This window comes from Gilvimarinus gilvus, assembly GCF_030518155.1.
GTDB classification, from domain to species: Bacteria; Pseudomonadota; Gammaproteobacteria; order Pseudomonadales; family Cellvibrionaceae; genus Gilvimarinus; species Gilvimarinus gilvus.
Map to the genome: position 1 here is coordinate 99,973 of NZ_JAULRU010000569.1, position 26,288 is coordinate 126,260.

At 50.9% G+C, this 26,288-nt stretch carries 24 protein-coding genes; 4 read left to right on the top strand and 20 right to left on the bottom strand.

All coding sequences use genetic code 11. From position 1 onward, the window contains the following. Positions 1–54 precede the first annotated feature (54 nt). From QWI17_RS11050 to QWI17_RS11115, 14 genes are all read right to left on the bottom strand, one after another. The gene (locus QWI17_RS11050; protein ID WP_302722563.1) at positions 55–1,017 is read right to left on the bottom strand and encodes an acyl-CoA desaturase; all 963 of its coding nucleotides are present in this window, start codon (positions 1,015–1,017) and stop codon (positions 55–57) included. Positions 1,018–1,143: 126 nt separating this feature from the next. Then, a complete protein-coding gene (locus tag QWI17_RS11055; protein WP_302722564.1) occupies positions 1,144–1,800 on the bottom strand; it encodes a hypothetical protein in 657 nt (218 codons plus the stop codon). Positions 1,801–1,877: 77 nt separating this feature from the next. Continuing rightward, positions 1,878–3,002 (bottom strand): saccharopine dehydrogenase family protein, encoded by a 1,125-nt coding sequence (locus QWI17_RS11060; RefSeq protein WP_302722565.1) that lies wholly within the window; start codon positions 3,000–3,002, stop codon positions 1,878–1,880. A 600-nt stretch (positions 3,003–3,602) separates the two neighbouring features. Beyond that, positions 3,603–3,965, bottom strand: coding sequence for a hypothetical protein (locus tag QWI17_RS11065; RefSeq protein ID WP_302722566.1), 363 nt, complete (start codon positions 3,963–3,965; stop codon positions 3,603–3,605). Positions 3,966–4,046: 81 nt separating this feature from the next. Beyond that, positions 4,047–4,451, bottom strand: coding sequence for a hypothetical protein (locus QWI17_RS11070; protein ID WP_302722567.1), 405 nt, complete (start codon positions 4,449–4,451; stop codon positions 4,047–4,049). Positions 4,452–5,241: 790 nt separating this feature from the next. Next, positions 5,242–6,642, bottom strand: a complete 1,401-nt coding sequence (sthA, locus tag QWI17_RS11075; RefSeq protein WP_302722568.1) for a Si-specific NAD(P)(+) transhydrogenase — start codon at positions 6,640–6,642, stop codon at positions 5,242–5,244. Positions 6,643–6,738: 96 nt separating this feature from the next. After that, a complete protein-coding gene (gene nqrM, locus QWI17_RS11080) occupies positions 6,739–6,984 on the bottom strand; it encodes a (Na+)-NQR maturation NqrM (protein ID WP_302722569.1) in 246 nt (81 codons plus the stop codon). A gap of 35 nt (positions 6,985–7,019) precedes the next feature. Next, positions 7,020–8,084 carry an FAD:protein FMN transferase gene (locus QWI17_RS11085; RefSeq protein ID WP_302722570.1) on the bottom strand — a complete coding sequence of 355 codons (1,065 nt, stop codon included), beginning with the start codon at positions 8,082–8,084 and terminating at the stop codon, positions 7,020–7,022. Positions 8,085–8,090: 6 nt separating this feature from the next. Continuing rightward, complete coding sequence (gene nqrF, locus QWI17_RS11090) at positions 8,091–9,311, bottom strand: NADH:ubiquinone reductase (Na(+)-transporting) subunit F (protein ID WP_302722571.1); 1,221 nt, start codon at positions 9,309–9,311, stop codon at positions 8,091–8,093. A gap of 15 nt (positions 9,312–9,326) precedes the next feature. Continuing rightward, the gene (gene nqrE, locus QWI17_RS11095) at positions 9,327–9,935 is read right to left on the bottom strand and encodes an NADH:ubiquinone reductase (Na(+)-transporting) subunit E (RefSeq protein WP_302722572.1); all 609 of its coding nucleotides are present in this window, start codon (positions 9,933–9,935) and stop codon (positions 9,327–9,329) included. Between the two features lie 2 nt (positions 9,936–9,937). Continuing rightward, on the bottom strand, positions 9,938–10,600 hold the full coding sequence (locus QWI17_RS11100; protein WP_302722573.1) for an NADH:ubiquinone reductase (Na(+)-transporting) subunit D: 663 nt from the start codon (positions 10,598–10,600) through the stop codon (positions 9,938–9,940). A 4-nt stretch (positions 10,601–10,604) separates the two neighbouring features. Then, positions 10,605–11,387, bottom strand: coding sequence for a Na(+)-translocating NADH-quinone reductase subunit C (locus QWI17_RS11105; protein ID WP_302722574.1), 783 nt, complete (start codon positions 11,385–11,387; stop codon positions 10,605–10,607). Continuing rightward, the gene (locus tag QWI17_RS11110; protein ID WP_302722575.1) at positions 11,380–12,585 is read right to left on the bottom strand and encodes an NADH:ubiquinone reductase (Na(+)-transporting) subunit B; all 1,206 of its coding nucleotides are present in this window, start codon (positions 12,583–12,585) and stop codon (positions 11,380–11,382) included. Before QWI17_RS11110 ends, QWI17_RS11105 begins: the two co-directional genes overlap by 8 nt. A gap of 3 nt (positions 12,586–12,588) precedes the next feature. Beyond that, a complete protein-coding gene (locus tag QWI17_RS11115) occupies positions 12,589–13,932 on the bottom strand; it encodes a Na(+)-translocating NADH-quinone reductase subunit A (protein WP_302722576.1) in 1,344 nt (447 codons plus the stop codon). Positions 13,933–14,352: 420 nt separating this feature from the next. On the opposite strand from QWI17_RS11115, the gene mfd reads away from it, so the two are divergent. Next, positions 14,353–17,805, top strand: coding sequence for a transcription-repair coupling factor (gene mfd / locus QWI17_RS11120; protein WP_302722577.1), 3,453 nt, complete (start codon positions 14,353–14,355; stop codon positions 17,803–17,805). A gap of 64 nt (positions 17,806–17,869) precedes the next feature. Next, positions 17,870–18,970, top strand: coding sequence for a CsiV family protein (locus QWI17_RS11125; RefSeq protein WP_302722578.1), 1,101 nt, complete (start codon positions 17,870–17,872; stop codon positions 18,968–18,970). Between the two features lie 56 nt (positions 18,971–19,026). On the opposite strand, the gene QWI17_RS11130 is transcribed toward QWI17_RS11125, so the two are convergent. From QWI17_RS11130 to QWI17_RS11140, 3 genes are all read right to left on the bottom strand, one after another. Beyond that, entirely contained in the window at positions 19,027–19,239 is a 213-nt protein-coding gene (locus tag QWI17_RS11130) for a cold-shock protein (protein ID WP_302722579.1), read from the bottom strand. A 176-nt stretch (positions 19,240–19,415) separates the two neighbouring features. Continuing rightward, positions 19,416–19,934 carry a hypoxanthine-guanine phosphoribosyltransferase gene (locus QWI17_RS11135; protein ID WP_302722580.1) on the bottom strand — a complete coding sequence of 173 codons (519 nt, stop codon included), beginning with the start codon at positions 19,932–19,934 and terminating at the stop codon, positions 19,416–19,418. After that, the gene (locus QWI17_RS11140; RefSeq protein WP_302722581.1) at positions 19,931–21,028 is read right to left on the bottom strand and encodes a mechanosensitive ion channel family protein; all 1,098 of its coding nucleotides are present in this window, start codon (positions 21,026–21,028) and stop codon (positions 19,931–19,933) included. The genes QWI17_RS11135 and QWI17_RS11140 overlap by 4 nt, the downstream gene beginning before the upstream one ends. Before the next feature lie 268 nt (positions 21,029–21,296). Between QWI17_RS11140 and lexA the strand changes: the two genes are divergently transcribed. Both lexA and QWI17_RS11150 read left to right on the top strand, forming a co-directional pair. Further along, positions 21,297–21,899, top strand: a complete 603-nt coding sequence (lexA, locus tag QWI17_RS11145) for a transcriptional repressor LexA (protein WP_302722582.1) — start codon at positions 21,297–21,299, stop codon at positions 21,897–21,899. After that, complete coding sequence (locus QWI17_RS11150) at positions 21,892–22,287, top strand: cell division inhibitor SulA (RefSeq protein WP_302722583.1); 396 nt, start codon at positions 21,892–21,894, stop codon at positions 22,285–22,287. Before lexA ends, QWI17_RS11150 begins: the two co-directional genes overlap by 8 nt. A 49-nt stretch (positions 22,288–22,336) precedes the next feature. Here QWI17_RS11150 and QWI17_RS11155 read toward each other — a convergent pair whose 3' ends face one another. The 3 genes from QWI17_RS11155 to topA all read right to left on the bottom strand — a co-directional run bounded on the left by QWI17_RS11155 (position 22,337) and on the right by topA (position 25,971). Then, positions 22,337–22,612: a hypothetical protein gene (locus QWI17_RS11155; RefSeq protein ID WP_302722584.1), complete on the bottom strand. Its 276-nt coding sequence runs from the start codon at positions 22,610–22,612 to the stop codon at positions 22,337–22,339. 207 nt (positions 22,613–22,819) lie between these two features. Then, the gene (locus tag QWI17_RS11160) at positions 22,820–23,314 is read right to left on the bottom strand and encodes a DUF6586 family protein (protein WP_302722585.1); all 495 of its coding nucleotides are present in this window, start codon (positions 23,312–23,314) and stop codon (positions 22,820–22,822) included. 32 nt (positions 23,315–23,346) lie between these two features. Continuing rightward, positions 23,347–25,971: a type I DNA topoisomerase gene (gene topA, locus QWI17_RS11165; RefSeq protein ID WP_302722586.1), complete on the bottom strand. Its 2,625-nt coding sequence runs from the start codon at positions 25,969–25,971 to the stop codon at positions 23,347–23,349. Between the last annotated feature and the right edge of the window lie 317 nt (positions 25,972–26,288).

Below are 26,288 nucleotides of genomic sequence, written 5' to 3' on the forward strand. Positions count from 1 at the left end.
ACCTGCCACCACTCACAAACGCAAGGAGCAATCTGCGCCCGACACCGCAACGCCCTAACCACCCCTAATGAAAGTAGCGATATCGCACTTCTCGGGAACGCGTTCCACCCGTCCATGCAGGTTTTTATCTTCGGCCACAAGCTCACCGCGAGAAGGCAAATCCTTGGGCAGCTTGATATTGTTAACCAAACCGAGATTAAGCAATGCGTTTAGCACCCACCACCCTGGGTCTGGCTCGTCTTTATACAAGCCAAGCATAGCGGACCCAGGATAAGCATGGTGGTTGTTATGCCACGCCTCGCCCATGGATAAAAGACCTACAATTCGAATATTGTGCCCTTGAACAGCCGCCCCTTCAACGCGCCAGGTCCGCTGCCCATGATTATGGGCAAAGTAACCCACAAGCCAATGACCGCCAACGGAAACTACGACTCGAACACAAACGCCCCATACCAACCAAGACAAACCGCCGAACACATAAAGAGGTAATGCAACAGTCAGCTGTTGCATCAACCAATATTTTTCCAGAAAAAGATAGAATCTATTGTTCAAGACTTCTGCTTCAACAGTAAACTCCGGCGGGTCCGCCAGCTCAAGGTCACAGTTAAGCTGCCACCATCCATCTTTGATTATATTTGAGCCATGCAGCAGGAAGTCGTGACACTTTGTCTGCCTCTGAGCCCAATCTCGCAGGTCGTGTTGCTTCATCATACCGATAGGGCCTGCCATTCCCACCAACACACCAAGATAAACAAAAATGTACTCCATCCATATCGGGCACTCATAAGACCTGTGAATCAGCAGTCTGTGCATTCCCAATGAATGGCCAAAACAAAGGGTAACGGCAGTAAGCAGAAGGAAAATCAAAAAACCAAGGAGACTAAAAACCAATGGTGCGATCAACAAAGTAGCGGCGAGATTGGCAAGAAACCATACAGATTTCAGCGGGCTCCACACAACTGTTCCTTCAAACGCGCTTTCCGCCCTACACGAACTTACTCTCCCTGTATCTTTCATGCTACCCCTATGTAGTTAACCTTGCGTGTATTATAGCTTCCCATGGGCCACTCTAACGATTAGAACGTATGCCCAAGGCAGAAAAAGGCATTGAAAGCAGCCTGTAATCAACTTCGGCTTCATACATCATAGCTTTTCATTCAATGTGCTTAATTTGATTATCTTTGTAAAACAAATTTCACTTGCTGTTAGCTCAACAACCTCAAAGTGCCTAAGATATTCAATTTCATAGTTATCAAATGCGCCTTCGGGAACGCATGCTTTAGTCGCTGATATAAGATCATCGCGATCGTACCTAGATGCATAGGGGTACGGAGCGATAAAACGTAGATTATTACTAGTATTTGGCAATGGATAGACTTCATCTAGAAACCAATAACCATTCCACTCAATTAATTTCGTATAATACTTATCATGGCCATCATACGTTTTATGATCACACCATTCACCGAGACTAAAGTACAACCAGCCATCGAATGAACTGACATCAGCGCCCTTATCGTGAGAAACTATTGAAGCGTTAAATCTACCAAACCCACAGTTATTTGAAAAAACAAATGACTCGAGACCTTGCTCATCCAACTGGTTTACGTTATGCCGCTGCCAAGGTCGTAAATTTCCAGTTCTAGCACTACTGATACTCTTTCCACGACTTGTTTTTTCAATTACCGCGTGAAACTCTCGAGCTAGGCCATCACTTGAGAATTGATCAAATGGCTCAACCCTAGCGCAGCCTGCGATCAAGATTGTTAAAATTATGGGGAATTTCAGAATTATGCTCACTGTTCGTCAACGCCGCAATGTGCGATCTTCAAAAGTGAAGGCGAAGCCGGAGATTACAAAATTCCGAACCAGGCTTGCTAGGGTACACTGGTTAACTTTTGCCATATATTCAAATCTTCTACTTCGTCGGTAAATTCGGCTAAAGAAAACAAACCAACGCATGCTTTTGCACCTTTTTCTTCAAGAGTTCCTTCAGCAAGCTTTTTAGCGAGAATTATCGAGGGAATTGTCGGAATTTTAGGGCCATCTCCGTCTTCAGCAACTAAGTCCCAGCGCAATACCTTTGGATTACCATTGACGTCCGTGCCGCTCATCTGAATATACATACCACCAATATCTGTACCTAGCGTTTGAACCCAGCAACTCATTTTAGTAATAATACGGGAATAACGAGATAAATTACTGACCAGTCTAAATCTAGCAGACCATGACAACAGCCATAAACCAATATGCAATGCACCTATTTCTAGGCCAGCGTAAAATTTAATTGTTCTTAACCCTGGGTAACGACTGTGGAAAAGCTCTAAGTCTGGAATGTCGCAATTAGCCAACCACCTTTTCCCGATCGGGCAAGGGAATGTTTGTTTATGCACCTCTTGCCATCCATATACATCATCCCACGAACCACCTTGCCATCGTTTAAATGGACGGCCAGTATAGCTCAAAATTGCTTTTACAGTAGCTTCTCCTCTATCCGCTTGGTTCCCTGGCGCAATACCATACTCAATTTCTTTTAGTTCGCGGAAAGCTGAAAGAAACTCATCAACCACTGAGGACGAGAGCCCTGGAACGCTACTTGCGCCAGTTACAGCAAGGACATTATTTTGCTTAGCTTTAATATTCAACTTTTCAAACCCATTAACAAAGCTTCGTCCGTCAGCAAGATCAATATAGTTGATTCCAGATTCAATACATGCTTCGGCCACACTATAACTCTGCCCTTGGAATGGTCCGCACGAATGAATAACTAATTTTTCGCCAGTATCTGCAATATTCTTGCATAGATTACTTTCGGATATGTCTAGTTTGACAGCATCAATCGTAGATCCAGTTTCGTGTGACATTATTCTAGCGAAGTCTTCTGCTTTTTGTTTATCTCGCCCTGCTACTATCACCCTAATTCCAGAATGTTTAGCTAGTTTCTCACTGATTTTACCTCCAAAATTACCGTAACCTCCCAGCACCAATATTGGATATTTCACGAATTAAGTCCTTTTCTAGCACAAGGGTACGTCATAATTCTTCACCTAATGTTCAGCTCATGGGTGCGAGTTTACGAGCGTCCCGCCGACGCTTTCGAAGGTGTAACTGTGCAGTTTGTTAGCTCTAAATGTTACACCCACCAATAATTTTCACAAAAACAAACAAAGTGCTGGCAGCTATGGCTATTATCGCAATCACCACAAGTGAACGATTTTCAAACTTATTATTGACACGCTCTAATAGATTTTCACCTAGAAAGCTTTGGTATTCTTGGTGAATTTTTCTAGTAGCTATTGAGAGTTCTTTTAGTTGTGATTTGAGAAAGTATGCTCCTAGCCATTTCAATATACTTACTATCGACAACTCCCTTATTGCTAGGAAAGTAGATTTCCAGCTCCTCTCCGTTCACTTCAACTGACTTGAAGCAACCCCCCTGAACCTCTTGAATTTCAGCCGCTTCAAATATCTTTGAGAGCTCTACCGAATTGTATCTATCCCTTGGAAAATTGTTCATGCTATTTGGTAGTAAAGTTAAGCCGCCAGCAGGGCCCGAGAAACCAAAGCGAAGCAGCGGTTTTTGGTCCCTCTGGTTGGACGTGCTATCTTTGACTATCAAATTTCTCCATTGAGCGTATCAAAGCCCAATGCCCCCAGTCTTCGGCCACACCATTGAAACTAGTATCGACCTCACCACCCCACTCAGGATGGGTTTCTACAGCTGTGACTAGTTCTCTATATTCTTCATTGCTCAACTTGAAGGGAGACCAAAGCAAGTTAAAGTTTCTGTTACTGACAATACTGCCCTCATTGAACATTTCATTGAGAATTTCAATCGGGGGTAGGACTCCAAAATAGCAAGCTTTTTCTACAAAAAGCACATACCCCAATGGCTCTAGAAATGGGCCTTCTTCAGGGCCAAGCCCATCTTCAGTTAAAGGTACTCTGCGGTATTCAATATTCATGACGGTAGATAACGCCCCAAGCCGGGGCATATTTTGCGTTTTGAGCGCAGCGAAGCAAATATGTCCCACTACCTTGGATTGTTAACTGTTTGGCCACAAATACCCTCGCGCCAAGTACAAGAAGTGAACCGTAACCAATACAGGTGGCAAAAAAATTAAGCTAAAACCTTTTGGCTCGAAGCCTAGAAGCACTGTAGCGATAGACACCGCCAGTAACCCACAAACAACAAAGCCAGTTAGCCTGCGCGGTGTAGTGACCCGAGAGTGTGGCTCGATAACTTTAACTGCTAATTGAAGCATACCCCATAAACCAATTCCGCCCAAGGCAACAGCCAGGACAGAAACTGCCATTTCAATTTCCCCGCCTGTAACGAAACCGAGGAAGAGAAACGGGCTCATGATCAGACCGAGAACCCACATATAGATAGGAAGTCCAAAGCCAATTATGGTCTCAATAATCAACGCAATTTTGCGAATTACTCTCATACGGGGATACAAGTTAGCATTTTTAAATAGAGCTCGCGCGTTATCCATCCCCGAAACGACAAGAAGACAATGGCGCAAGGCATTGATTTGTTATAACTTTAGTTGTTTATTTTCGTTCCGGAAGGGAGAAACAAAGCGTCTATGCGCGTTATCATGCATACAAAGGTCTCGCTATCTAACCTTCCGAGCTGGTTAAGTATTTGATACTAAAGTAATTTCAATGTATTGAAAACAGCAAAGCGTGCGTGAATTTGTGGAATAGCGTGCGTAGCCAGTACCAGCGCTTCAATATACCTGTATATCCATGTTCTTCAAAATAGCATTTTCGCGCCATTATTTTCAGATGAATAGGCACAACCGAAATTGAATCGCTTTGCGCTCGGCGCTTGATAGCTGACTGGAAAAGAAAGTCTTACGTCCGACGCCTGATGGAAATAGAAAGTCTGAGGTCAGACGCCTGATGTCTGACGTTTAAGAGCATTGAGCTACGGAGTGCCCTCACCCCATGCCACTGAGCCGAGTGGAGATTGAATTTGGTGGGTAAGCTCGCATGGACGCGAGCGCAAGTATCGTCAGGCCAGGGAGGGCCTGTCGATACGACCCTCCAAATTCAATAGGAGCGAGGGAACCCGAAGGGCCAGTTGCGGGGCGCGCCTTTTGGTTACTTTTCGTCGCGTCACGAAAAGTCACTCGCCTGCTGGGCGAAATCCGGTAAAAAGGTTGAAACACAGCCTGATGTCAGACGTCTGAGGACGGACGAACGGCCCCAAAGGGGCCGCCACAAAACAGATTACCGACGATTAATCCGATTCGTCCCATCCAACGCCGCCAGGCGATACGCCTCTGCCATGGTCGGGTAGTTAAACGTGGTATTCAAAAAGAAATTAATATTATTGGCCTCTCCGGGTTGCGACATAATCGCCTGACCGATATGGACAATCTCCGCCGCCTCGGCGCCAAAACAGTGAACACCCAGTAGTTGACCGGTGTCGACATGGAACAACAGTTTCAGCATACCTACATCTTCACTGCTGATTTGACCACGCGCTGTGTTCTTAAACAGACAGCGACCCACTTCGTAGGGCACCTTGGCCTCGGTCAGCTCGCTTTCGGTTTTACCCACAGAGCTGATTTCGGGCAAGGTATAAATACCGGTAGGTACTTCGGAGACTTCCGCACACTCTTTGCCGAGAATAATCGCCGCTAATGCCCTGCCCTGATCGAATGACGCACTCGCCAGACTGGGCCAACCCACCACATCACCCACGGCGTAAATGTTTTCCACGTCCGTTTGATACTGACTGTTAACCTTTAGGTTACCGCGATGGTCTGGTTCTAAGCCAATGGCTTCAAGATTTAACTTGTCGGTGTTGCCGCTGCGGCCGTTGCACCAAAGCACAGCATCGGCAGTAATACGCTTGCCAGACTCCAAATATACGGTGACGCCGTGGTCATTAGCTTCAATTTTTGTGTATGTTTCGCTGTGGCGCACCCGAACACCGTTATCGCGCAGGTGATAACTCAAAGCGTCGGAGATTTCATCGTCGAGAAACGATAGCAGTCGGTCGCGACTGTTGATTAGATCAACCTTTACCCCAAGCCCAGAGAAGATAGAGGCGTACTCACAGCCAATCACACCGGCACCGTAAATAATCAGGTGGCGCGGAGTGTGCTGCATATCCAACACCGAGTCGGAATCGTAAATACGCGGATGGTTAAAATCGATATCGGTTGGCTGATACGGTCGCGAACCGGTCGCGATAATGACTTTATCCGCGGTAACGATTTCTTCGCGCGCGCCTTCGAGCAAATCAATGGCAACGGTATGCGCGTCCAAAAAGCGGGCAAACCCTGAATAGAGCTTAACCCGATTGCGAATGTAAAAATCGGTATGCAATTCAACTTGCTTAGGAATAACCGCATTGGCCGAGGCCAACACCCGGGGGTAGGTTAAGCGCCAGGTTTCGCCGATCTCGCGAAACAGGGTGCTGGTTTTAAATTGTATGATTTGCTTAACCATATGGCGCAGCGACTTGGACGGAATCGTACCCTTGTGAGCGCAGTTGCCACCCACCAAAGAACGCCCCTCAATAACCGCAACACGTTTGCCGGCCTTGGCCGATGCCATGGCTGCACTCTCGCCCGCAGGCCCTGATCCAATAATCAGTACATCAAAGGTATATTGTGACACTCGCTATCCCCTTCCTGAAATGCGTTGTTAAACGCGGTGAGCTCTCGTCTCTTTGTGCGCAGTGGTTGTTGCACCGAGCTGCCCCCAGCCTTCGGTTCACTGCTTTTTATTGGCCATAGCATCCACAGCCAAGTTGCTGTCCCCAGACGCTTCGCCGTTTTTGATTTCTTCGCATTTTTTCTCGTCGCCACCGCACAACTCGCAGGTGTAATCTTTCTCACCCAGAGCGTCACCAACACCACCGCAGGAGCCGGCCAGGGGTTTGCGACCAAATATTACGCCAATAGCCATGGCGGTAATCACCAATAGCATGGCAAAGAATGCAACTAAAAATGTACCCATATGAGCACCTCTACTGAACGCTCGTCCGGAGTCGACTAATCCGTGAACTGAGCAAAGTGAGTGGTTTGCTTTTCGCTAAAGCCGTCACCGTCTTTGACAATCATATACACCGCAAGTTTTTCCGCCTCGGCCACTTGCAGACCCTTTTCCGGGCCTAATACGTTGAGTGCGGTCGCCCATGCATCAGCTTTCGCCGCCGAGTCCGCAACCACGGTAACCGATGCCAATGTGTGAGTAATCGGCTTGCCGCTGGCGGGGTCGATGGTGTGAGAATAGCGCACACCGTCAACTTCAAAATAATTGCGGTAGTCGCCCGACGTGGCCACAGCATGATCGCTCAGACTGAGAGCCTTGGCCGCATCCCTGACTAAGATGGCGGGCTGCTCAACCGCGATACGCCAGTTATTGCCGCGCGGGCTGTGGCCTTTAACGCGCACTTCACCGCCAATTTCAACCATGTAATGAACGATGCCAAGCTGCTCTAAAGTCTGCGCTACCCAGTCTACACCATAGCCCTTGGCAACCGCGGACAAATCGACAAATATGGGCGCGGTACGCCGCGCCTGCCCGTCCCTTAATTCAAGCTTGTGGTAGCCTATCAGCGCTTTAGCGGCCGCCAGATCTTGATCAGAGGGCACGATATCTGGCTGCATTTGCGGGCCAAACCCCCAAAGATTCACCAACGGCCCCACCGTTATATCAAACGCGCCCGCCGTCGCCTCGCTAATTTGGCGGCTGAGGCTAAGCACTTCGAGCAATGGCGCAGACAATTCACGCCACTGCCCTACTTCGGATTCATTAAATACCATCAACTCCGAATCGGCGATGTAAGTCGACATCAGTTGATTGATCAGCTGCAGTTCCTGATCAACGTTCTGCTGCACGGTACTGGCGTCCACGCCCAGTGGTGTATCCGCCGCCGAAACCAATGTAATGTGGTAACTGGTGCCCATGGTACGCCCCGACATTTTAGCCGTTTCGTACTCGGGTGCCTTAGCACAGCCAGAAATCCACACACCCATAAACAAAAACGAGGCCAGTAACACCAGCCTCGTTTTTATTATTGCTTGGTAGGCAATCATCATTGCTTGATCAATCACTCGCAATTAACCACCAAAGTCATCAAGCATAATGTTTTCTTCTTCTACACCGAGATCTTGCAGCAGTTTAATCACCGCCGCGTTCATCATCGGTGGCCCACACATATAGAACTCACAGTCTTCCGGAGCCGGGTGGTCTTTCAGGTATTCATCGTAAAGTACGTTATGAATAAAACCGGTTAAACCTTCCCAGTTATCCTCGGGCTGCGGGTCAGACATTGCCACGTGCCAGGTGAAGTTTTCGTTTTCATCGGCCAGCATGTCGTATTCGTCTTGATAGAACAGCTCTTTCAATGAGCGGGCACCGTACCAGAACGACATCTTACGCTTGGAGTTCAAACGCTTGAGCTGATCGAAAATATGCGAGCGCATTGGCGCCATACCAGCACCACCGCCGACAAATACCATTTCTGCATCGGTGTCTTTCGCGAAGAACTCACCAAATGGTCCGAATACGGTGATTTTATCGCCCGGCTTCAGGTTAAACACGTAGGTCGACATAACACCCGGCTGAATGCCCGTTGAGCCAGGAGGTGGCGTGGCAATACGAATGTTGAACTTAACCAGACCTTTCTCTTCCGGGTAGTTCGCCATTGAGTAGGCGCGCTGCACGGTCTCGGTGCTTTTGGCTTTTAAGTTAAAGAAACCAAAGCGCTCCCAATCACCGCGGAATTGCTCTTCGATATCAAAATCTGAGAAATTGATTTCGTAAGGAGGACACTCCAGCTGCACGTAACCACCAGCGCGGAAGTCGACGTTCTCGCCTTCTGGCAACTTCAGGGTCAGCTCTTTAATAAAGGTGGCCACATTGGGGTTAGACTCAACGGTACACTCCCACTGCTTCACGCCGAATACTTCTTCCGGCACTTCCACTTTCATATCTTGCTTAACCGGGGTCTGGCAAGACAAGCGCCAGCCTTCTACCGCTTCGCGCTTGGTAAAGTGACTTTCTTCGGTGGGCAACATAGACCCGCCACCTTCACTTACCACACAGCGACACTGGGCACAGGTACCACCGCCGCCACAGGCAGACGGCAGAAACAATCCAGCACTGGACAGAGTTTGCAGCAGCTTGCCACCGGCCGGTACGGTCAGGGTTTGTTCGCCGTTAATATCAATTGTTACGTCGCCCGATGCTACCAACTTCGCACGTGCGCTCAGGATCACAAACACCAGAGCCAGTACGATGACGGTGAACATCACAACGCCAAGAATAATCTCGTTCATGTGAATCCTCGCTGATTACAGATCAATACCGCCGAAGGACATAAAGCCCAGCGACATCAGACCAACGGTAATGAATGTAATACCCAGGCCGCGAAGACCTTCAGGTACATCGGAGTACTTCATTTTTTCGCGAATACCGGCCAGAGCGGTAATGGCCAAAGCCCAGCCCACGCCGGAGCCTGCACCAAACACCACACTTTCACCGAAGTCGTAGTCGCGTTGCACCATCAACAGTGAACCACCCAAAATGGCGCAGTTCACGGTAATCAGCGGCAAGAACACACCCAGCGCGTTGTAGAGCGCGGGAACATACTTATCCAGAATCATTTCCAGAATCTGCACCAAAGCGGCAATAACACCAATGTAGGTAATCAAACCCAAAAAGCTCAGGTCAACATCAGGTAAACCGGCCCAGGCCAGAGCACCGTCTGCCAGCACATAGGTGTACAACAAGTTGTTCACCGGCACGGTGATAACCTGAACTACCACTACGGCGATACCCAAACCAAAAGCCGCGCCGATTTTCTTCGAAATGGCAAGGAAGGTACACATACCTAAGAAAAACGCCAGAGCGATGTTGTCGATAAAGATCGACCGGACAAATAAGCTTAAATACGCTTCCACGATCAGGCCTCCTTCGCTTGTGGCTTAGTGTTGGGCGCCATTTTGTAATCTGGTTCTTCAATTTGGTCTTTTTTCCAGGCACGAATACCCCAGATAAACAAACCAATCAGGAAGAACGCACTTGGCGGCATCAACAACAGGCCGTTTGGCGTATACCAGCCACCTTCAGTAGCCAGTGGCAGAATTTGATAACCCAGCAAGGTGCCGGAACCAAACAGTTCGCGAATCACAGCCAGAGCAATCAAGATCGCGCTGTAGCCCAGTCCGTTACCAACACCGTCAAAGAAGCTGGCCAGCGGTGGGTTTTTCATGGCGAATGCTTCGGCGCGGCCCATAACGATACAGTTGGTAATAATCAAACCAACGAATACCGACAGCTGCTTACTGATTTCGTAAGCGTAGGCCTTCAACACTTCATCCACCACGATTACCAACGAGGCAATGATGGTCATCTGCACGATGATACGAATGTTGCCCGGCGCGTGGTTGCGCACCAAAGACACAAACAAGTTAGAAAAGGCTGTTACCGAGGTCAGTGCAATACACATTACCAAGGTCACAGACAATTTACTGGTAACCGCCAAGGCAGAACAGATACCGAGAATCTGCAACGCGATGGGGTTGTTGGAAAATACCGGTGCAAATAAAAGCTCTTTCACTTTCATGGTATTAGGCCTCCCCTTTTTTCAGGTTGGTGAGGAAAGACTTGTAGCCATCTTCGCCCAACCAAAACTGAACCAGATTCCCGACGCCGCGGCTGGTCAGGGTAGCACCTGACAAACCATCGACCTTGTGCTCGGCGTTTTTGGTGCCGGCATCAACCATACCTTTAATCACGTTGAGCTCGGCTTCACCATTTTCGCCATAGGCTTTTTTGCCTTCCCACAACGCTTTCCAGGCCGGGTTGTCCACTTCACCACCAAGCCCCGGTGTTTCGCCGTGCTCGTAGAAGCCTAAACCCACCACGGTGTTTAAGTCGGAATCCAGTGCCATAAAGCCGTATAGTGTCGACCAAAGACCGTAACCGCGAATAGGCAATACGATGGTATCGAGGCCACTGTCGCCCTCAATCATGTACACCAAACCGTACTCTTCACGACTGCCAATTTTGGCGAGGTCCTGATCGGCACTTAGATCTTCAGAACGCGCAGGGTCTTTCGACGCTTTGCGCTGATCGTATTTAGCCACGGCCACTGCATCGGTGAATTTACCGGTACTGAAATCAATCGCGCGAGTGTTTACACGATCGTTAAAGACCACCTCTACACCTTTACTGGCCGCTTCGTCCGACAATCCGGCCGCAGCCAAAATGTTGCGTTTGAAGTCCAGTGACTTATTCACTTCCTGCACAGGGCGCAGGAGTACGGCAGCGGTAGAGACCACCACCGAGCAGACGATACACAGCAAAATCGTTACTGTGAGCGTCTTTTTGATGGAATCGTTATTAGCCACGCGCCAACCTCCGCTTAATATTTGCCTGAACAACAAAGTAATCAATCAGTGGCGCAAACAAGTTGGCAAACAAAATCGCCAACATCATGCCTTCGGGGAAGGCTGGGTTTACCACACGAATAATGATCACCATGAAACCAATCAGGGCACCAAACCAATATTTACCGGTGTTTGTCATAGCCGCAGACACAGGGTCAGTGGCCATAAAAATCATACCGAAGGCGAAACCGCCAATCACCAGGTGCCAGTACCACGGCAAAGCCATTGCAGCATTTGAGGCCGGGTCACCGAACATATTGCAAACTAACGCCGTCGCAATCATGCCCAGCATTACGCCCATCACAATGCGCCATGAAGCAATGCCCATTACCAACAGCACAGCGCCGCCGATAAAAATGGCCAAAGTTGAGGTTTCACCAATGCTGCCCTGAATGTTACCCAAGAAGGCGTCCATCCAAGTCATTTGACTGGCGATGGCATCCACACCACCTTGTGCCGCCAGCGACAAGGCCGTGGCACCGGTGTAACCGTCTACTGTTGTCCACACCGCATCACCCGACATGGCAGGCGCGTAGGCGAAAAACAAGAAGGCACGACCCGTCAGTGCGGGGTTTAAGAAGTTTTTACCGGTACCGCCAAAAACTTCCTTACCCAAAACCACACCAAAACTGATACCCAGGGCGGCGTAAATCAGCGGTAGGTCGGGCGGACAGATCAAGGCAAACAGTACCGAGGTAACGAAGAAACCTTCGTTAACTTCGTGGCCGCGAATGGAGGCGAACAACACTTCCCAAAAACCACCGACGATAAACACAACGGCGTAAATGGGCAGGAAGTAAGCGGCACCGTGAATCAGACAATCCCAGATACTGTTGGGGTCAAATCCGGCAAAAGCGCTGATCAGCGCAATGCGCCAACCTTCACCGGCGCCAGCGCCCATTTCGGCCAGAATCATGTTGGCCTGATGACCGACATTGTACATACCGAAAAACATTGCAGGGAACGTACACAACCACACGGTGATCATGATGCGCTTAAGGTCGATACCGTCGCGCACATGGCTGGTGGTTTTGGTCACGTTGGCGGGGCGATAAAAAACGGTATCAACCGCTTCGTACAGCGCATACCACTTTTCGTGCTTACCACCTTTGTGAAAGTTGGGTTCGATTTTATCGAGGAAATTACGTAATGCTTTCATACCTTAACCCTCCAGCTCTATTCGGGTGAGGTTGTCGCGCAAGATCGGGCCGTACTCGTACTTACCCGGGCAGACAAACGTACACAGAGCCAGATCTTCTTCATCCAGTTCCAAACAACCCAACTTCTGAGCGGTGTCAGTATCGCCAACAATCAGCGCACGCAGCAGTTGCGTAGGCAGAATATCAAGCGGCATAATCTTCTCGTAAGAGCCCACGGGAACCATGGCACGCTCACTACCCATGGTAGTGGTGGTGAAATTAAACAGCTTCGATGGCATCAGCTTAGACAGGTAAATGCCCATGACTGAGAAGTAGTTGGTGCCGGGGCGCAGGTAGTGCAGCATGGGGCGATCGTCACCCTCGGTGAGCACACTTACCTGAGTGTGATAACGGCCCAAGTAGTTGTAGGCACCGCGCGCGGTGCGGCCACCAAACACTGAACCGGAAATCAAGCGGTTATGATCTCCTTTCAGGCCGCCGGCGGTCAGCTCGTCGAGGTTGGCGCCAACGCGGGTGCGAACCAGAGCGGGCGCTTCAACTTGTGGGCCCGCCACTGCGACAACGCGAGACGTCTCAATGCGGCCTTCAGAGAAAAGTACGCCAAACGCTACGACGTCTTGATAGCCGATGGTCCAGACGGACTTTTGCGCGCTTACCGGGTCCAGATGGTGAATGTGCGTACCCGCGTTACCCGCCGGATGCACGCCACCAAACTCGGCAACCTGAAATTGATCACCCGCAGCAACCGGAATGTCAGCGCCCTGAGCTTTACAGACAAACACCTTGCCGTCGGTCAATTTGGTCAGTACTTGCAGGCCTTGTTTAAAAGCCTCTTCCTGACCCTTGAGCACAACTTCAGGGTTGGCTGCCAGAGGATTAGTATCAATCGCTGTGACAAAGATGGAATTTGCTTTGGCGTCCAACGCTGGCACCTTGCTGTAAGGACGTGAACGCAAAGCTAGCCAGAGGCCGGCCTCGTTCAGCTGATCGCGAACGGCCTGACCGTCGGCTTGTTTCAGCTCGTCTTCGCTGTACGCCTTGAAAGATTCAGCTTCCTCACCTTCTACATCAATCACTACAGATTGCAGCATACGCCGCTCACCACGGTTAATCGCGGCAACGGTACCTGATGCAGGAGCGGTATAGCGAACCCCTTCGGTTTTTTTATCGGTAAACAGTAACTGTCCAAGCTTGACCTTGTCACCCACGGATACCGCCATAGTCGGCTTCATACCGTGATAGTCTGGGCCGATGACTGCCACAGAGCGGGCAGATGGCCCGTCCTTGATAGTCTGCTCGGGCGCACCGGATATAGGTAAATCCAATCCCCGACGAATCTTTATCATACGTCTGACCTAATCACTCGTTGGATTAATGTGTAGCACGACTCTTACTAAAGTGAGCAAGGAGCCGCAGTGTGCTGCGCTGACACCACGCCAGCTGCTTCTATTTGACTGAAGCTTTATCAATGTCTGGTATGCGACCTACATTTTGCAGATCATTTGATCACTTTGCTAATTTTTTCAGGCATTTAGCCTAAATTCCCCGCACCAGGCGCTGAATTTCAGGCGCAAGTCGATTCACCAGCTAAAAAATCGCGGCAATTATAAAGATCGGCGCCCACAAAGGCCAGCGCATCGGCACATTTTTACTCGCACCACTTAGCTCAGATACTCACGGCCAACTTTTAGTAGCGGTAAGCGACTACAGACCAATGCCAAACACAGGTACAATCGCGGCCTGATTTTTCGCAATTGACACTGACTATGACCGAGCTCGACCCCAAGCATCCAATAATCTCCCTGCAAGCCGGCGACCGACGCCATTGGGGCAAGTTACCCGGCAGCGCTACAGCGCTGGCACTGGCCAACGCAGCTGGCGAGCACCAAGGGTTAAGTTTAGTCATTACCAGCGACACTGCCAGCGCCCAGCGCCTGGAAGCGGAACTTTCGTTTTTTAGTGGTGGCAAGCTCGATATCTTACACCTGGCCGATTGGGAAACTCTGCCCTACGACAGCATATCGCCCCACCAGGATATTATTTCCGAGCGACTGAGAACGCTGTTTAAACTGCCATCCGTGCAGCAAGGCATTCTGGTCGTACCCGTGACCAGCTTATTGCAGCGACTGATGCCGACGGATTATCTGCTCGCCGGCAGCCTGGTGCTCAAGGTGGGCGACCAGCTGGACATAGATACACTGCGCAGCAATCTCACCAAAGCCGGTTACCGCACTGTCGATACCGTATACGAGCACGGGGAATACGCCGTCAGAGGCTCGCTGATCGACCTCTACCCCATGGGCAGCGACTGGCCCCTGCGCATTGACCTGTTTGACGATGAGGTTGACAGTCTGCGCACGTTTGACCCGGACACTCAGCTCACTGAAGACAAGATCGACGATATAGAGCTTTTGCCCGCCCGCGAGTACCCGCTCGACAAACAGGGCATAAGCGCCTTTAAACAGCGCTGGCATCAGCGCTTCGATGTTGACCCAACCGCCTGCTCGATCTATCGGGATGTGGGCGACGGTATTGCCCCTCCGGGTATAGAGTACTATTTGCCGCTGTTTTTCGATCACACCAGCACGCTATTCGACTATTTACCCAAGAGCACCATAACCTACACCACCGGCGACATTAACGCTGCAATTAAGCACTTTTGGGGTGAGCTCAGCGCACGTTACGAATCGCGGCGGGTGGATAATACCCGCCCGCTGCTCGCCCCTGATGAAATTTATCTGCGCGACGAGGAGCTGTTTGGCGCGCTCAAAACCATGAGCCGCACGGATCTGCACACAGGCGCCATTGAAACCGGCGCCGGCCGCAATAATTACGCCTGCACCCCGCCGCCGTCACTGCCGGTTAACGCGCAAAGCGAACACCCATTAACGGCGCTGGAAGCCTTCTTGATGGAGTTTCCGGGTCGCGTACTTTTCTGCGCCGAGTCTGCCGGGCGCCGCGAAACTTTGTTAGAGCTTCTCAACCGCATACGCCTGCGCCCCAAAGAAGTCACAGGCTGGCACGCATTTGCGCAAGGCGATGACAAAATCGCCATCACGGTAGGAAATATTGACCAAGGCCTGTGTATCGACGATCCGGCCATAGCACTGATAACCGAAAGCCAATTGTTTGGCGAGCGAGTTCAACAGACCAGACGCCGGCGCCAAAGCCAGGAAAATGCCGACAATGTCGTAAAAAACCTAACCGAGCTTCAAGTGGGAGCACCGGTGGTGCACATCGACCACGGTGTTGGCAGGTATCGCGGCCTGGAAACCATTTCCGTTGAGGGCGAAGCCAACGAATTCTTAATGCTTGAGTACGCCGAAGATGCCAAGCTCTACGTCCCGGTTACCAGCTTACATTTGATTAGCCGCTATAGTGGTGCCGATGAAAATGTCGCGCCCCTGCACAGGCTTGGCTCGGAACAATGGGGCCGCGCCAAACGCAAGGCGGCCGAACAAGTGCGCGACACCGCCGCTGAGCTTTTGGACATATACGCTCGCCGCGCTGCGCGCAAGGGCTACGCTTTTGGCGACCCCAAAGCCGACTACCTAACATTCGCGGCAGGCTTTCCGTTTGAGGAGACACCAGACCAACAAGTTGCCATCGACAGTGTCGTGCGCGACATGCTGGCGCCACAACCTATGGATCGACTGGTGTGCGGCGACGTCGGCTTTGGCAAAACCGAAGTGGCCATGCGCGCAGCCTTTGTCGCAGCGCACGCGGGAAAGCAGGTGGCCATACTCGCCCCCACCACCCTGCTCGCTCAACAACATTATGAAAGCTTAAAAGACCGCTTCGCTAGCTGGCCCTTTACCATCGAGGTGATGTCTCGTTTTCGTACCAACAAAGACGTCGAAGCCGTTAAGGAGCGTTTGGCCAACGGTAAAGTTGATATTGTGGTGGGCACCCATAAACTGATTCAACCCGATATCAAATACAAAGATTTGGGGCTATTGATTATCGACGAGGAGCACCGCTTTGGCGTGCGGCAAAAAGAGCAATTGAAAAAGCTACGCGCCGAAATCGACATGCTCGCCCTGACTGCCACACCGATTCCACGCACATTAAACATGTCGATGGCCGGCATTCGCGATCTGTCCATCATCGCCACCCCGCCGGCCCGGCGTTTGTCTGTGAAAACTTTTGTACGCCAGCATGAAGAGGCCGTTATTAAAGAAGCCATTTTACGGGAGATTTTGCGTGGCGGTCAGGTTTACTATTTACACAACGAAGTTAAGAGTATTGAACGAACCGCGCGCGCCTTACAAGAATTGGTGCCGGAAGCTCGCATTGGCATTGGCCACGGCCAAATGCGCGAACGCGAACTGGAAAAAGTCATGTCAGACTTTTATCACAAGCGTTTTAACGTCATGGTATGCTCGACCATTATTGAAACCGGCATCGATATTCCAAGCGCCAACACCATTATTATTCATCGCGCCGACAAATTTGGTTTAGCACAATTGCACCAGCTGCGCGGTCGCGTTGGTCGTTCGCATCATCAGGCTTACGCGTACCTGTTGACACCAGAGCAACGCGCCATGACCACCGATGCAGTTAAAAGATTGGAAGCCATTGCAGGGGCTGAAGATTTGGGCGCAGGCTTCACCATTGCCACTCACGATATGGAGATTCGCGGCGCCGGCGAGCTGCTCGGAGATGAACAATCGGGCCAGATACAAACGGTGGGCTTTTCCATGTATATGGATATGCTCGATCGCGCCGTGAAAGCGATGCGCGCGGGCAAGGAGCCCAATATAGAACAGCCGCTGGCCGACAATACCGATGTGAATTTACGTATTCCGGCATTGATACCCGAAGAGTATTTGCCCGACGTGCACTCGCGCCTGGTACTCTACAAGCGCATCGCCGGCGCCGAATCACACGAAGCGCTACGCGAATTGCAGGTGGAAATGATCGATCGCTTTGGTTTATTGCCGGAGCCTGCCAAAAACTTATTGCGAGTGACCGAAATAAAGCTCGCCGCCGAAGCCATGGGCGTCGCCAAACTGGAAGCCTCCAGTGCCGGCGGTAAAATTGAGTTTGGCCCCGACACCCAAGTAGACCCGCTGAAAATTGTACAGTTGGTGCAATCACAGCCAACCGTATTCTCGCTGGCGGGCGCCAATGGCTTAAACTTCAAGGTACCCATGGTTGAAACTGAAGACCGCTTGCAGCGGATCACAGATTTACTCGACAGTCTTAAATCGCAATAGCGTCATTCGATGAGTGCACGCTAGACTGGCCGCTGATATACGGAATATGACGAAGATGAAGACAATGATTAAGACGAAACTGGGCGCACTGGCAGCGGCACTACTGACATTAGCAACAACCCCTGCAAACAGCCAAAGCTCGCCACACGAAGGCTGGTACCAGATCGAGGTGGTTATCTTTGCCCGGCCACTCAGTAGCGACGAACGCTGGCCCGATGACATCACACTCGACTATCCGTTGAACTGGGAAGCGCTGAGCGACCCACAAGCCGACTTTGAACAGCGACTGGAAAAAGCGCAGCTAGAAGCTGAAGCGATACGCCAGGATGCCAAATTGCAATCGCTGACGGAGCAAGACGGCAGCCCAGACACCTCACTTGTGGCGCAAAATACAGCACCTGCAACGCTTACTGATGAGGCCACTGCTAGCAGCGACCCGAGCACTGGCAAAGTACCGACAAATACGGTAACTGACCCGGGGCAAGCCATTATTGACGCCGTTGAGCCGGTTGATTTAGCGCGCAGAGAGCGATTCTTGTTGCCCCGCGAAGAGCGCAATTTAAATGCGCTGCAACAACGTATTGATGCGCAAACTGGATATCGGGTTTTATTTCACGAAGCCTGGCGTCAGTTTGTGACCGGTGAAAAGCAAGCCCCGTGGGTCCTCATCGAGGGTGGAGAAGCGTACGGTGAACACTTTGAACTAGAGGGCAGCATTAACATCAACGTATCGCGCTACCTGCATATTTTGACCGACCTGTGGTTTACCGAATTCCAGATAAACACCGGTCAAAGTCGCAGGCAGTGGCCAACCTTGCCGGAAAATCCTTATAAGCGCTTGCAAAAAAATACCCAACGCTCCGAGGCTAACGCTCTAAACACAACCACCGTATTTAACGATGAGACAATGTTTAGTGGCAGCCCCAATGCCCCGGGCGACAGTGAGCTAGACGCACTATTGTCGGACTTTCTCGACGCACCGTATATGCCCAGGCAGATATACACCCTCGATCAGCGCCGCCGGATGCGCAGTACAGAACTGCACTACCTGGACCACCCCAGGCTCGGCCTACTGATTAAAATATTACCGTACGATGTGCCACCGGAAGAGACTGAAACCACCGACAGCAAAGCACCCGCTGCCGACGCATCCATATTGCAGTAAAAACTGACCGGGCGGGAGCAGAGGCCAGCGATCAAGCCACTGGCCCGCTGGAGGACTTACAACTGAATGACGTCGTCGGCCTGAAGCCCCTTGTCGCCTTGCTGGACGGCAAATTCGACATTCTGGCCTTCAGCCAACGAGCGATAACCTTCGCCGCGGATGCTTCTGTAATGCACAAAAACATCTTCACTGCCCTCACCCCGGGTGATAAAGCCGTAGCCACGCGCATTGTTAAACCACTTAACGGTTCCTGAAAGTCGTTCAGACATACTCCTAACCTCGTTATTTTTATATGTATGCTTCTGCCTGCGTCAGGCAGGGTGACCCCCAAAGCCACCAAGAGAACTGGCAGCCATAGGCCAATCCTTACGCTTTTTTACTTTATTGTTCGCAAATTGTCCACTCCTTGACGCAATTTTCCCCTTTTCGACGTCTTTAACCGCATTCAGGGCGTGTGAACATAAATGCCGGGAAGGTTACGCGACAATTCATTATCGTCCATGCCATAACCAAAAACGTAACCATCGGGCGCGTGCAGTGCGACGTAATCCGCCTCTATCCTCGGTGGCTCTGAGCGATCTTTGCGCAATAAGACAAGTGTGGTTACCGCTGCTGCCCCCTTGTTGCGGCAATAATTCGCCACCTCCGCCAGGGTAATTCCCTCATCGAGAATGTCGTCCACTAAAATAACCTGCCGACCCGCGATCGGTGCAGTCGGTTCATGCAGCCACATCAACTCGCTCTGAGCGTTGTTATGCTGATAACGTGTGGCATGAACGTAATCTACTTCCAGAGCAAAATTGAGCTTTGGCAGAAGTGCGCCGGCCGTAACCAGCGCCCCTTTCATCACAACCAGCACCAGTGGCGGTGCCGACAACCCGTGCATATCTTGGTTGAGAGCGACGGCAACTCGGCCTAAGGCCGCATCAATGGCCGGCAAGTCGAACAGACATGTTGTCCTCACCGGGAGTCGCCGCCACGCAAGTCGATACCTTCCGGTAAATGTAGCGTTTGTGTTGGGAAGGCGCACTCTGCCCCCTCAGCGGCAACAATTTCCAATACCTTCAGCAACACATCTTGCTTTACTTTGTGGTAATGCACCCAGTTTACGGTCTTTGTGAATGTGTATATAAAGAAGTTTAACGACGAGTCGGCAAAAGCATTGAAGTTAACAATAAGGGTTTGCTCACTATCAATTTCGTCGTGCTGTTCTAGCATCTCGCGAACCTTTTCGACAATACCTTGCATTTTATCTGCGTCGTCGTAACGCACGCCAATAGTTTCGTAAATACGACGATTGAGCATACGAGATGGGTTTTCTACCGATATTTGCGTGAAGGTTTGATTGGGAACGTACAGTGGGCGCTTGTCAAAAGTACGAATACGGGTCAATCGCAGGCCAATTTCCTCTACCGTACCTTCAATTTCTTTATCCGGCGAACGAACCCAGTCACCCACCTTAAAGGGCCGATCCAGATAAACCATCAACCCCCCAAAGAAGTTGGCGAGAAGATCTTTGGCCGCAAAGCCAACGGCAATACCGCCGACCCCACCAAACGCCAGCACCCCGGATATGCTGTAACCCATTGACTGCAACAGCACTAACGCTGCGGTGATTATAATGGCAATTCGCAACAGCTTACCGACCGCCATGACGGTGGTCGGGTCGGTGGGTTTGCCCTGCTCTGGCTTGAGAAAGTTTTGCTCGCCAAACTTGACCAAACGTACCAAAAACCAGGTGAGCAATACGATAATACCAATGCGCAACACTGAGTCTGCGTACTTCAGCAAAGACTCCTCAGTAACATCATGGGCGATTTCCGCAGCCCAACATAGGCCCACTAACCAGATTAGCCAACGCACTGGCGCCATAGCAGCCTCTACGATGGTGTCATCCCAGCGGTTGCGGGTTTTATGCGCGTGTTTCACTATTGTCGACAGTATTCTGCGAACAAACGCAGCTAATAGTAATGTTATAAACACCACCAAAAACACTTCCAGCAGCCACAAGTTCCCGCTTGCGGCTAATTGTTGAAACCAATTTTGTATTTGATCCATTGTCTCGTTACGCCTATAAACTGCTATTTTTCTGAATAGTTGGCAGTATATCACCGCCAGAAAACTCTGCAGCATTACTGTTTATCAACACATTTATTTATTTTTCATAGGCTTACGAGGCATACATAAGGGCCATTTGAAAAACACTTGCACAGGCAATTTAACTGTATATAATCACAGATACTGTATAACCAAACAGTACAACAAAGTGATCGCCTGCAAGCGGCAGGTGTCACTTGCCATTGCTCACGGAGATATAGGGACGCCAATGCAAAACCTTACCGCACGCCAACAACAGGTATTTGAGCTGATTAAGAGCTACTCCGACGAAACCGGCTACCCGCCAACCCGGGCAGAGATTGCCCGCATGCTTGGCTACAAATCGGCCAATGCGGCGGAAGAGCACATCAAAGCGCTCGCCCGCAAAGGTGCGATTGAACTAATTCCCGGCGCGTCGCGTGGTATTCGCCTACCGGAAACGCAGGACGGTCTACCCATCGTCGGTCAGGTGGCGGCCGGCAGCCCGATTCTAGCCGAAGAGCATATTGAAGATTACTGCAAAATTCCCGCTGATTTTTTCAGCCCCCGTGCCGACTTTTTTCTTAACGTTCGCGGCATGAGTATGAAGGACGCCGGTATTTTGGACGGCGACTTATTGGCGGTGCACCGCACTGATCAGGTTCACAATGGCCAAATTGTCGTGGCCCGAATTGAGGATGAAGTGACGGTGAAGCGCTTTAAACGTGAAGGCAACAGGGCTCAGGTCGAGCTGTGGCCCGAGAACCCTGATTTTGACGTAATACGCGTGGATTTACGCGATCAGGACTTTGCCATTGAAGGCCTAAGTGTAGGAGTACTGCGCCGTGACTAGCTTGCATGCCATAACCGCCGAAAGCCAACCCAAGGGTACCCTTACAGAACTCGTGTTAACGCAAGGCGCAGCCGACTCCTGGGCGATGGTAATGCCGATGATTGCACACCTTAGCCATCAGAGCGACGGCCGTTGGCTAACCTGGATCACTCGTGAAACCATATCTCACAGTTTGCTGGAGCGCTTCGGCGTCGATACATCTCGCCTACGCCTGGTGCACTGCAAAGACGACGCAAAACAATTGTGGGTAAGCTGGGACGCCCTGGCGCTAGGCAATAGCCATACCGTGATAGCGAGCCCCGGCAGGCTGGGTAAGCAAGAGCTTGCACAGCTCGAGAGCGCGGCCATGCAAGGACGTTGTCAGGGGTTGTTACTCAGGGAGAGGTAAGGGTACGGGGTACGGGGTACGGAGTACCCTGAGCTTCGCGGCTTGCTGCTCAGTGCAGGGTGCGCTTGTTATACAGGCCCGCGTCGACATCGGTTTCGGCTACATCCGACAAATCAACTTCTTCTTCCGCATCGGCCAGATCCCCAGCTGCTTCCATGCCCGCCTCTATCATGGCCTTGGCAACATCAAATTTGCCGTCTCGCATCAGCGACAGGGATTCTGTAGAAAAGCGGATGCACAACAAGGGCTCGCCCTCTTCGTCGGCACGCTGCAGCACAACATCACCGTTGGCCAATTCTACAATTTCATACAAAGAGGCTGACATAGGTACTCCACCCGAACCATACTCGGGCTGCAAATTTAATCGGACAGGTCGGCCAGTATAACAGAATCGAGTATTTCAATAAATGCGCCAGTGCTCACACGGGCACAGATACAAGCGCCAGGCGGGCTGTGACCAACCCGTAACTGGCTCGATCACTGCGATTCCTTATCAATAATCTATTGGACGTACGTCCACAGAGGGTATACCTCAACACTCAACCGTCGTCTCCCGTTGCCTGTCGACAACTTCCTGAAACTTTGCGATGAATGCCGCGATTAAGTCCGCATCCAGCTCTGGAATGACGGTTTTATCGAGATTCGTAAGGGCAATGGTATTTACCGCGGGGGTTGTTTCCGCCTGAGGCACCTGCCATGTTTCTTCAAACAGGGCTCGCAATTGGCTCAACCAGGAGTCTGCCTGCTCTGCCAAATGACACAGTTCTTGCACCTCGGCCGGATGCTTATCGATTTGGCTTAACGCTTTGGCGGCCGCCTCCTCATCTTGTAGATGATCGACATATTTGACGCCGTAATAACTCGACAGCTCTTTGATATAAAACCGATAACCACAGCACAGATGAAACACACAGGCGTCTAGCAGTGCCTTGCTGTGAACCGGTGAGCGGGCGTCGGCCACGTCAGCCAGCAGCATGCGGGCGCACGCCATACGTTGATTAACCAGTGACGTTAGCGAAGCTGCCATTGCCATTACCTCAGGCGGTTGTGACGAAGCCGCTATTTATTAGCGACCCATTTACCGCCTTGATAAAAAGCTTTCCACCCTGTTGCCTTACCCTCTTGTTCTGACTGGACGTACTGCTCTTTTGTTTTGCGACTAAAGCGCACTACTGTCGCAATACCGTCTGGGTCTTCGGTTGGGGCGGAAAACAAAAAGGTATATTTGGGATCAATCTCGCTCTTATGCGGCAACAGCTCGGCCACCAAAGGGGCTCGTGTTTCACGGTTTTTAGGGAAGCCGCTCGCCGCCAGGAATAGACCTGATGCGCCATCGCGCAATATATAAGTGTCATCCACTTTCTGACACTGCAGCTCCGGCATGGGCACAGGATCCATTTTCGGTGGCGCCGCCTCTCCATTTTTCAATAGCTTGCGGGTATTTTTGCAATCCTCACTGGTACAGCCAAAATACTTGCCGAATCGACCCGTTTTTAACTGCATTTCACTGCCGCATTTGTCGCATTCAAGTGTCGGGCCTTCGTAACCTTTGAGCTTAAAGGTGCCGAGTTCTACCTCGTAGCCAGGACAATCTGGATTATTACCGCAGATATGTAACTTGCGCTTTTCATCGAGCAGATAGTTATCCATGGCCGTATTGCAAAGTTTGCAGCGGCGCTTGGAGCGCAACTGACGTGACTCGGCCTCTTCATCGGCTTCCACATCCACGGCCTCATCACCCGAGACGAGGTTCATCGTGCTTTTACAGCGCTCTTTGGGGGGTAAGGCGTAACCGGAGCAACCCAAAAATACACCTGTGGAGCCGGTGCGGATCTGCATATGACGCCCGCACTTTTCGCACTCAATGTCTGTCTCTGTAGGGCTATTGGCACGCATGCCACCCTTCTCCTGACTCTGTGCCTGCTGTAGTTTCTGTACAAATCCCGCGTAAAATTCATCCAGCAGCTCACGCCAGTTGCGACCGCCCTCAGCTACAACGTCGAGTGACTCCTCCATGCTGGCCGTAAAGCCGTAATCCATCAGATCCTGAAAGCTTTCATTCAGCCGCTCAGTCACAATATCGCCCATTTTCTCGGCATAAAAACGCCGATTCTCCAGGCGCACATATCCGCGGTCCTGAATGGTGGAGATAATAGAAGCGTAAGTAGATGGTCGGCCAATACCGCGCTTCTCCAACTCTTTTACTAAGCTTGCCTCGCTGAATCGCGCTGGCGGTTTGGTAAAATGCTGCGAGGGATCCACCTTCTGCATGGGCAGGACTTCGCCCACTTTTACCTCTGGCAAAACAACATCTTCGTCTTTTTTACTCACCGACGGCAAAACTTTGGTAAAACCGTCAAACCGAATGACACGGCCACGGGTACGCAATTCATAATCGCCGGCATTCACTGTAATGTTCGTGCTGGTATATTCGGCCGGGCTCATTTGGCAAGCAACAAACTGCGCCCAGATCAAAGCATAGAGGCGCTCTGCGTCGCGCTCCATACCGTTAAGCTGAGTTGGCAACACGGTGACACTGGATGGACGAATCGCTTCGTGGGCCTCTTGCGCGCCCTCCTTGCTCGAGTAAACATTGGGCGCTTTAGGGAGATACTTAGCGCCGTACTCCTCGCCGATGTATTCGCGACAATTTTCCACGGCCTCTTTACTGAGGTTAGTGGAGTCGGTACGCATGTAGGTGATGTAACCTGCCTCATAAAGACGCTGGGCCAACATCATGGTTTTCTTCACCCCAAAACTCAATCGCGTGCTGGCGGCCTGCTGCAAGGTAGAGGTTATAAATGGCGCCGACGGCTTAGACTGGGTTGGCTTATCTTCACGGCCTGCCACTTCATAGGATGAAGCCTTGAGTGCTGACACTGCCGCCATGGCATCGGCTTCGTTGTCGGGTCGAAAGTTTTTGCCACTGTGCTTTTTCACCTCAAAGCGAATGTTATCGCCTGAGCTGGCGGTCAAATCGGCGAATATATTCCAGTATTCTTCTGGAATAAAAGCGCGAATCTCTCGCTCGCGCTCAACCACCAGCTTGGCCGCAACGGACTGTACACGACCGGCTGATAAGCCCCGAGCAACTTTTTCCCACAGTAGCGGCGAGACCATATAACCGACCACGCGATCGAGAAAGCGGCGCGCCTGCTGTGCGTTAACGCGATCCTGATCAATTGGACCGGGCTCTTCAAACGCGTTCTGGATCGCGGTTTTGGTGATTTCATTGAAAACGACACGACGGTAGCGATTTTCATCGCCTCCGATAGCTTCGCGCAAATGCCAGGCAATGGCCTCTCCCTCGCGATCCAAATCCGTTGCGAGATAGATCGTATCGGCCTTCTCGGCGAGCTGTTGTAGCTCGCTGACTACTTTTTCTTTGCCAGGCAAAATTTGATAATTCGCATCCCAGCCGTGTTCCGGGTCAATACCCATGCGGTTGATAAGCTGGCTGTGGGCCTTTTCGGCTTTGTACTTTGCTTTCGCTTCAGGCGACATTTTACGCGTCTTGGCCGCCTGTTTTGCCCGCTCCTTAGGATCGACCTTCTTGCCACTGCCGCTGGTCGGCAGGTCGCGAATATGACCGACGCTGGATTTCACAATGTAGTCTCGGCCGAGATACTTGTTGATGGTCTTCGCTTTGGCCGGAGACTCCACAATTACCAGTGATTTACCCATATGCGCTCGTATATCCTTGTCAGAATGATCATAAGTTTGTGGCTTTTTCGCTTAAAGCCTAGGCGTACATCGGCGGTGCGACAAGCACAAACCTTCGCCTTGGGGGGGCATATATAAGTCCTGTGTGCGCCTCGGTCAAGCGCCGAATGTAAATACACTTCCCTTTTTTAACAAATAAATGCTAAATTAAGTGCCAAGGAGTGACGTTTTATAAATAGCGATTGCAGCTTGCTTTCGATTTCCTAACTGGCTGTTTGTATTGATTTTTTTCCTGTGTCAGTGAGTTTTAGTTTGCCCCGCATATGAACTTGTGAGCG

Bases quoted from the DNA above. Each gene is read 5' to 3' on its own strand.
- QWI17_RS11050 (WP_302722563.1), bottom strand. From the start codon at position 1,017: ATGAAAGATACAGGGAGAGTAAGTTCGTGTAGGGCGGAAAGCGCGTTT.
- QWI17_RS11065 (WP_302722566.1), bottom strand. From the start codon at position 3,965: ATGAATATTGAATACCGCAGAGTACCTTTAACTGAAGATGGGCTTGGC.
- QWI17_RS11070 (WP_302722567.1), bottom strand. From the start codon at position 4,451: ATGAGAGTAATTCGCAAAATTGCGTTGATTATTGAGACCATAATTGGC.
- nqrM (WP_302722569.1), bottom strand. From the start codon at position 6,984: ATGGGTACATTTTTAGTTGCATTCTTTGCCATGCTATTGGTGATTACC.
- nqrF (WP_302722571.1), bottom strand. From the start codon at position 9,311: ATGAACGAGATTATTCTTGGCGTTGTGATGTTCACCGTCATCGTACTG.
- QWI17_RS11100 (WP_302722573.1), bottom strand. From the start codon at position 10,600: ATGAAAGTGAAAGAGCTTTTATTTGCACCGGTATTTTCCAACAACCCC.
- QWI17_RS11110 (WP_302722575.1), bottom strand. From the start codon at position 12,585: ATGAAAGCATTACGTAATTTCCTCGATAAAATCGAACCCAACTTTCAC.
- QWI17_RS11115 (WP_302722576.1), bottom strand. From the start codon at position 13,932: ATGATAAAGATTCGTCGGGGATTGGATTTACCTATATCCGGTGCGCCC.
- mfd (WP_302722577.1), top strand. From the start codon at position 14,353: ATGACCGAGCTCGACCCCAAGCATCCAATAATCTCCCTGCAAGCCGGC.
- QWI17_RS11125 (WP_302722578.1), top strand. From the start codon at position 17,870: ATGATTAAGACGAAACTGGGCGCACTGGCAGCGGCACTACTGACATTA.
- QWI17_RS11130 (WP_302722579.1), bottom strand. From the start codon at position 19,239: ATGTCTGAACGACTTTCAGGAACCGTTAAGTGGTTTAACAATGCGCGT.
- QWI17_RS11140 (WP_302722581.1), bottom strand. From the start codon at position 21,028: ATGGATCAAATACAAAATTGGTTTCAACAATTAGCCGCAAGCGGGAAC.
- lexA (WP_302722582.1), top strand. From the start codon at position 21,297: ATGCAAAACCTTACCGCACGCCAACAACAGGTATTTGAGCTGATTAAG.
- QWI17_RS11155 (WP_302722584.1), bottom strand. From the start codon at position 22,612: ATGTCAGCCTCTTTGTATGAAATTGTAGAATTGGCCAACGGTGATGTT.
- QWI17_RS11160 (WP_302722585.1), bottom strand. From the start codon at position 23,314: ATGGCAGCTTCGCTAACGTCACTGGTTAATCAACGTATGGCGTGCGCC.
- topA (WP_302722586.1), bottom strand. From the start codon at position 25,971: ATGGGTAAATCACTGGTAATTGTGGAGTCTCCGGCCAAAGCGAAGACC.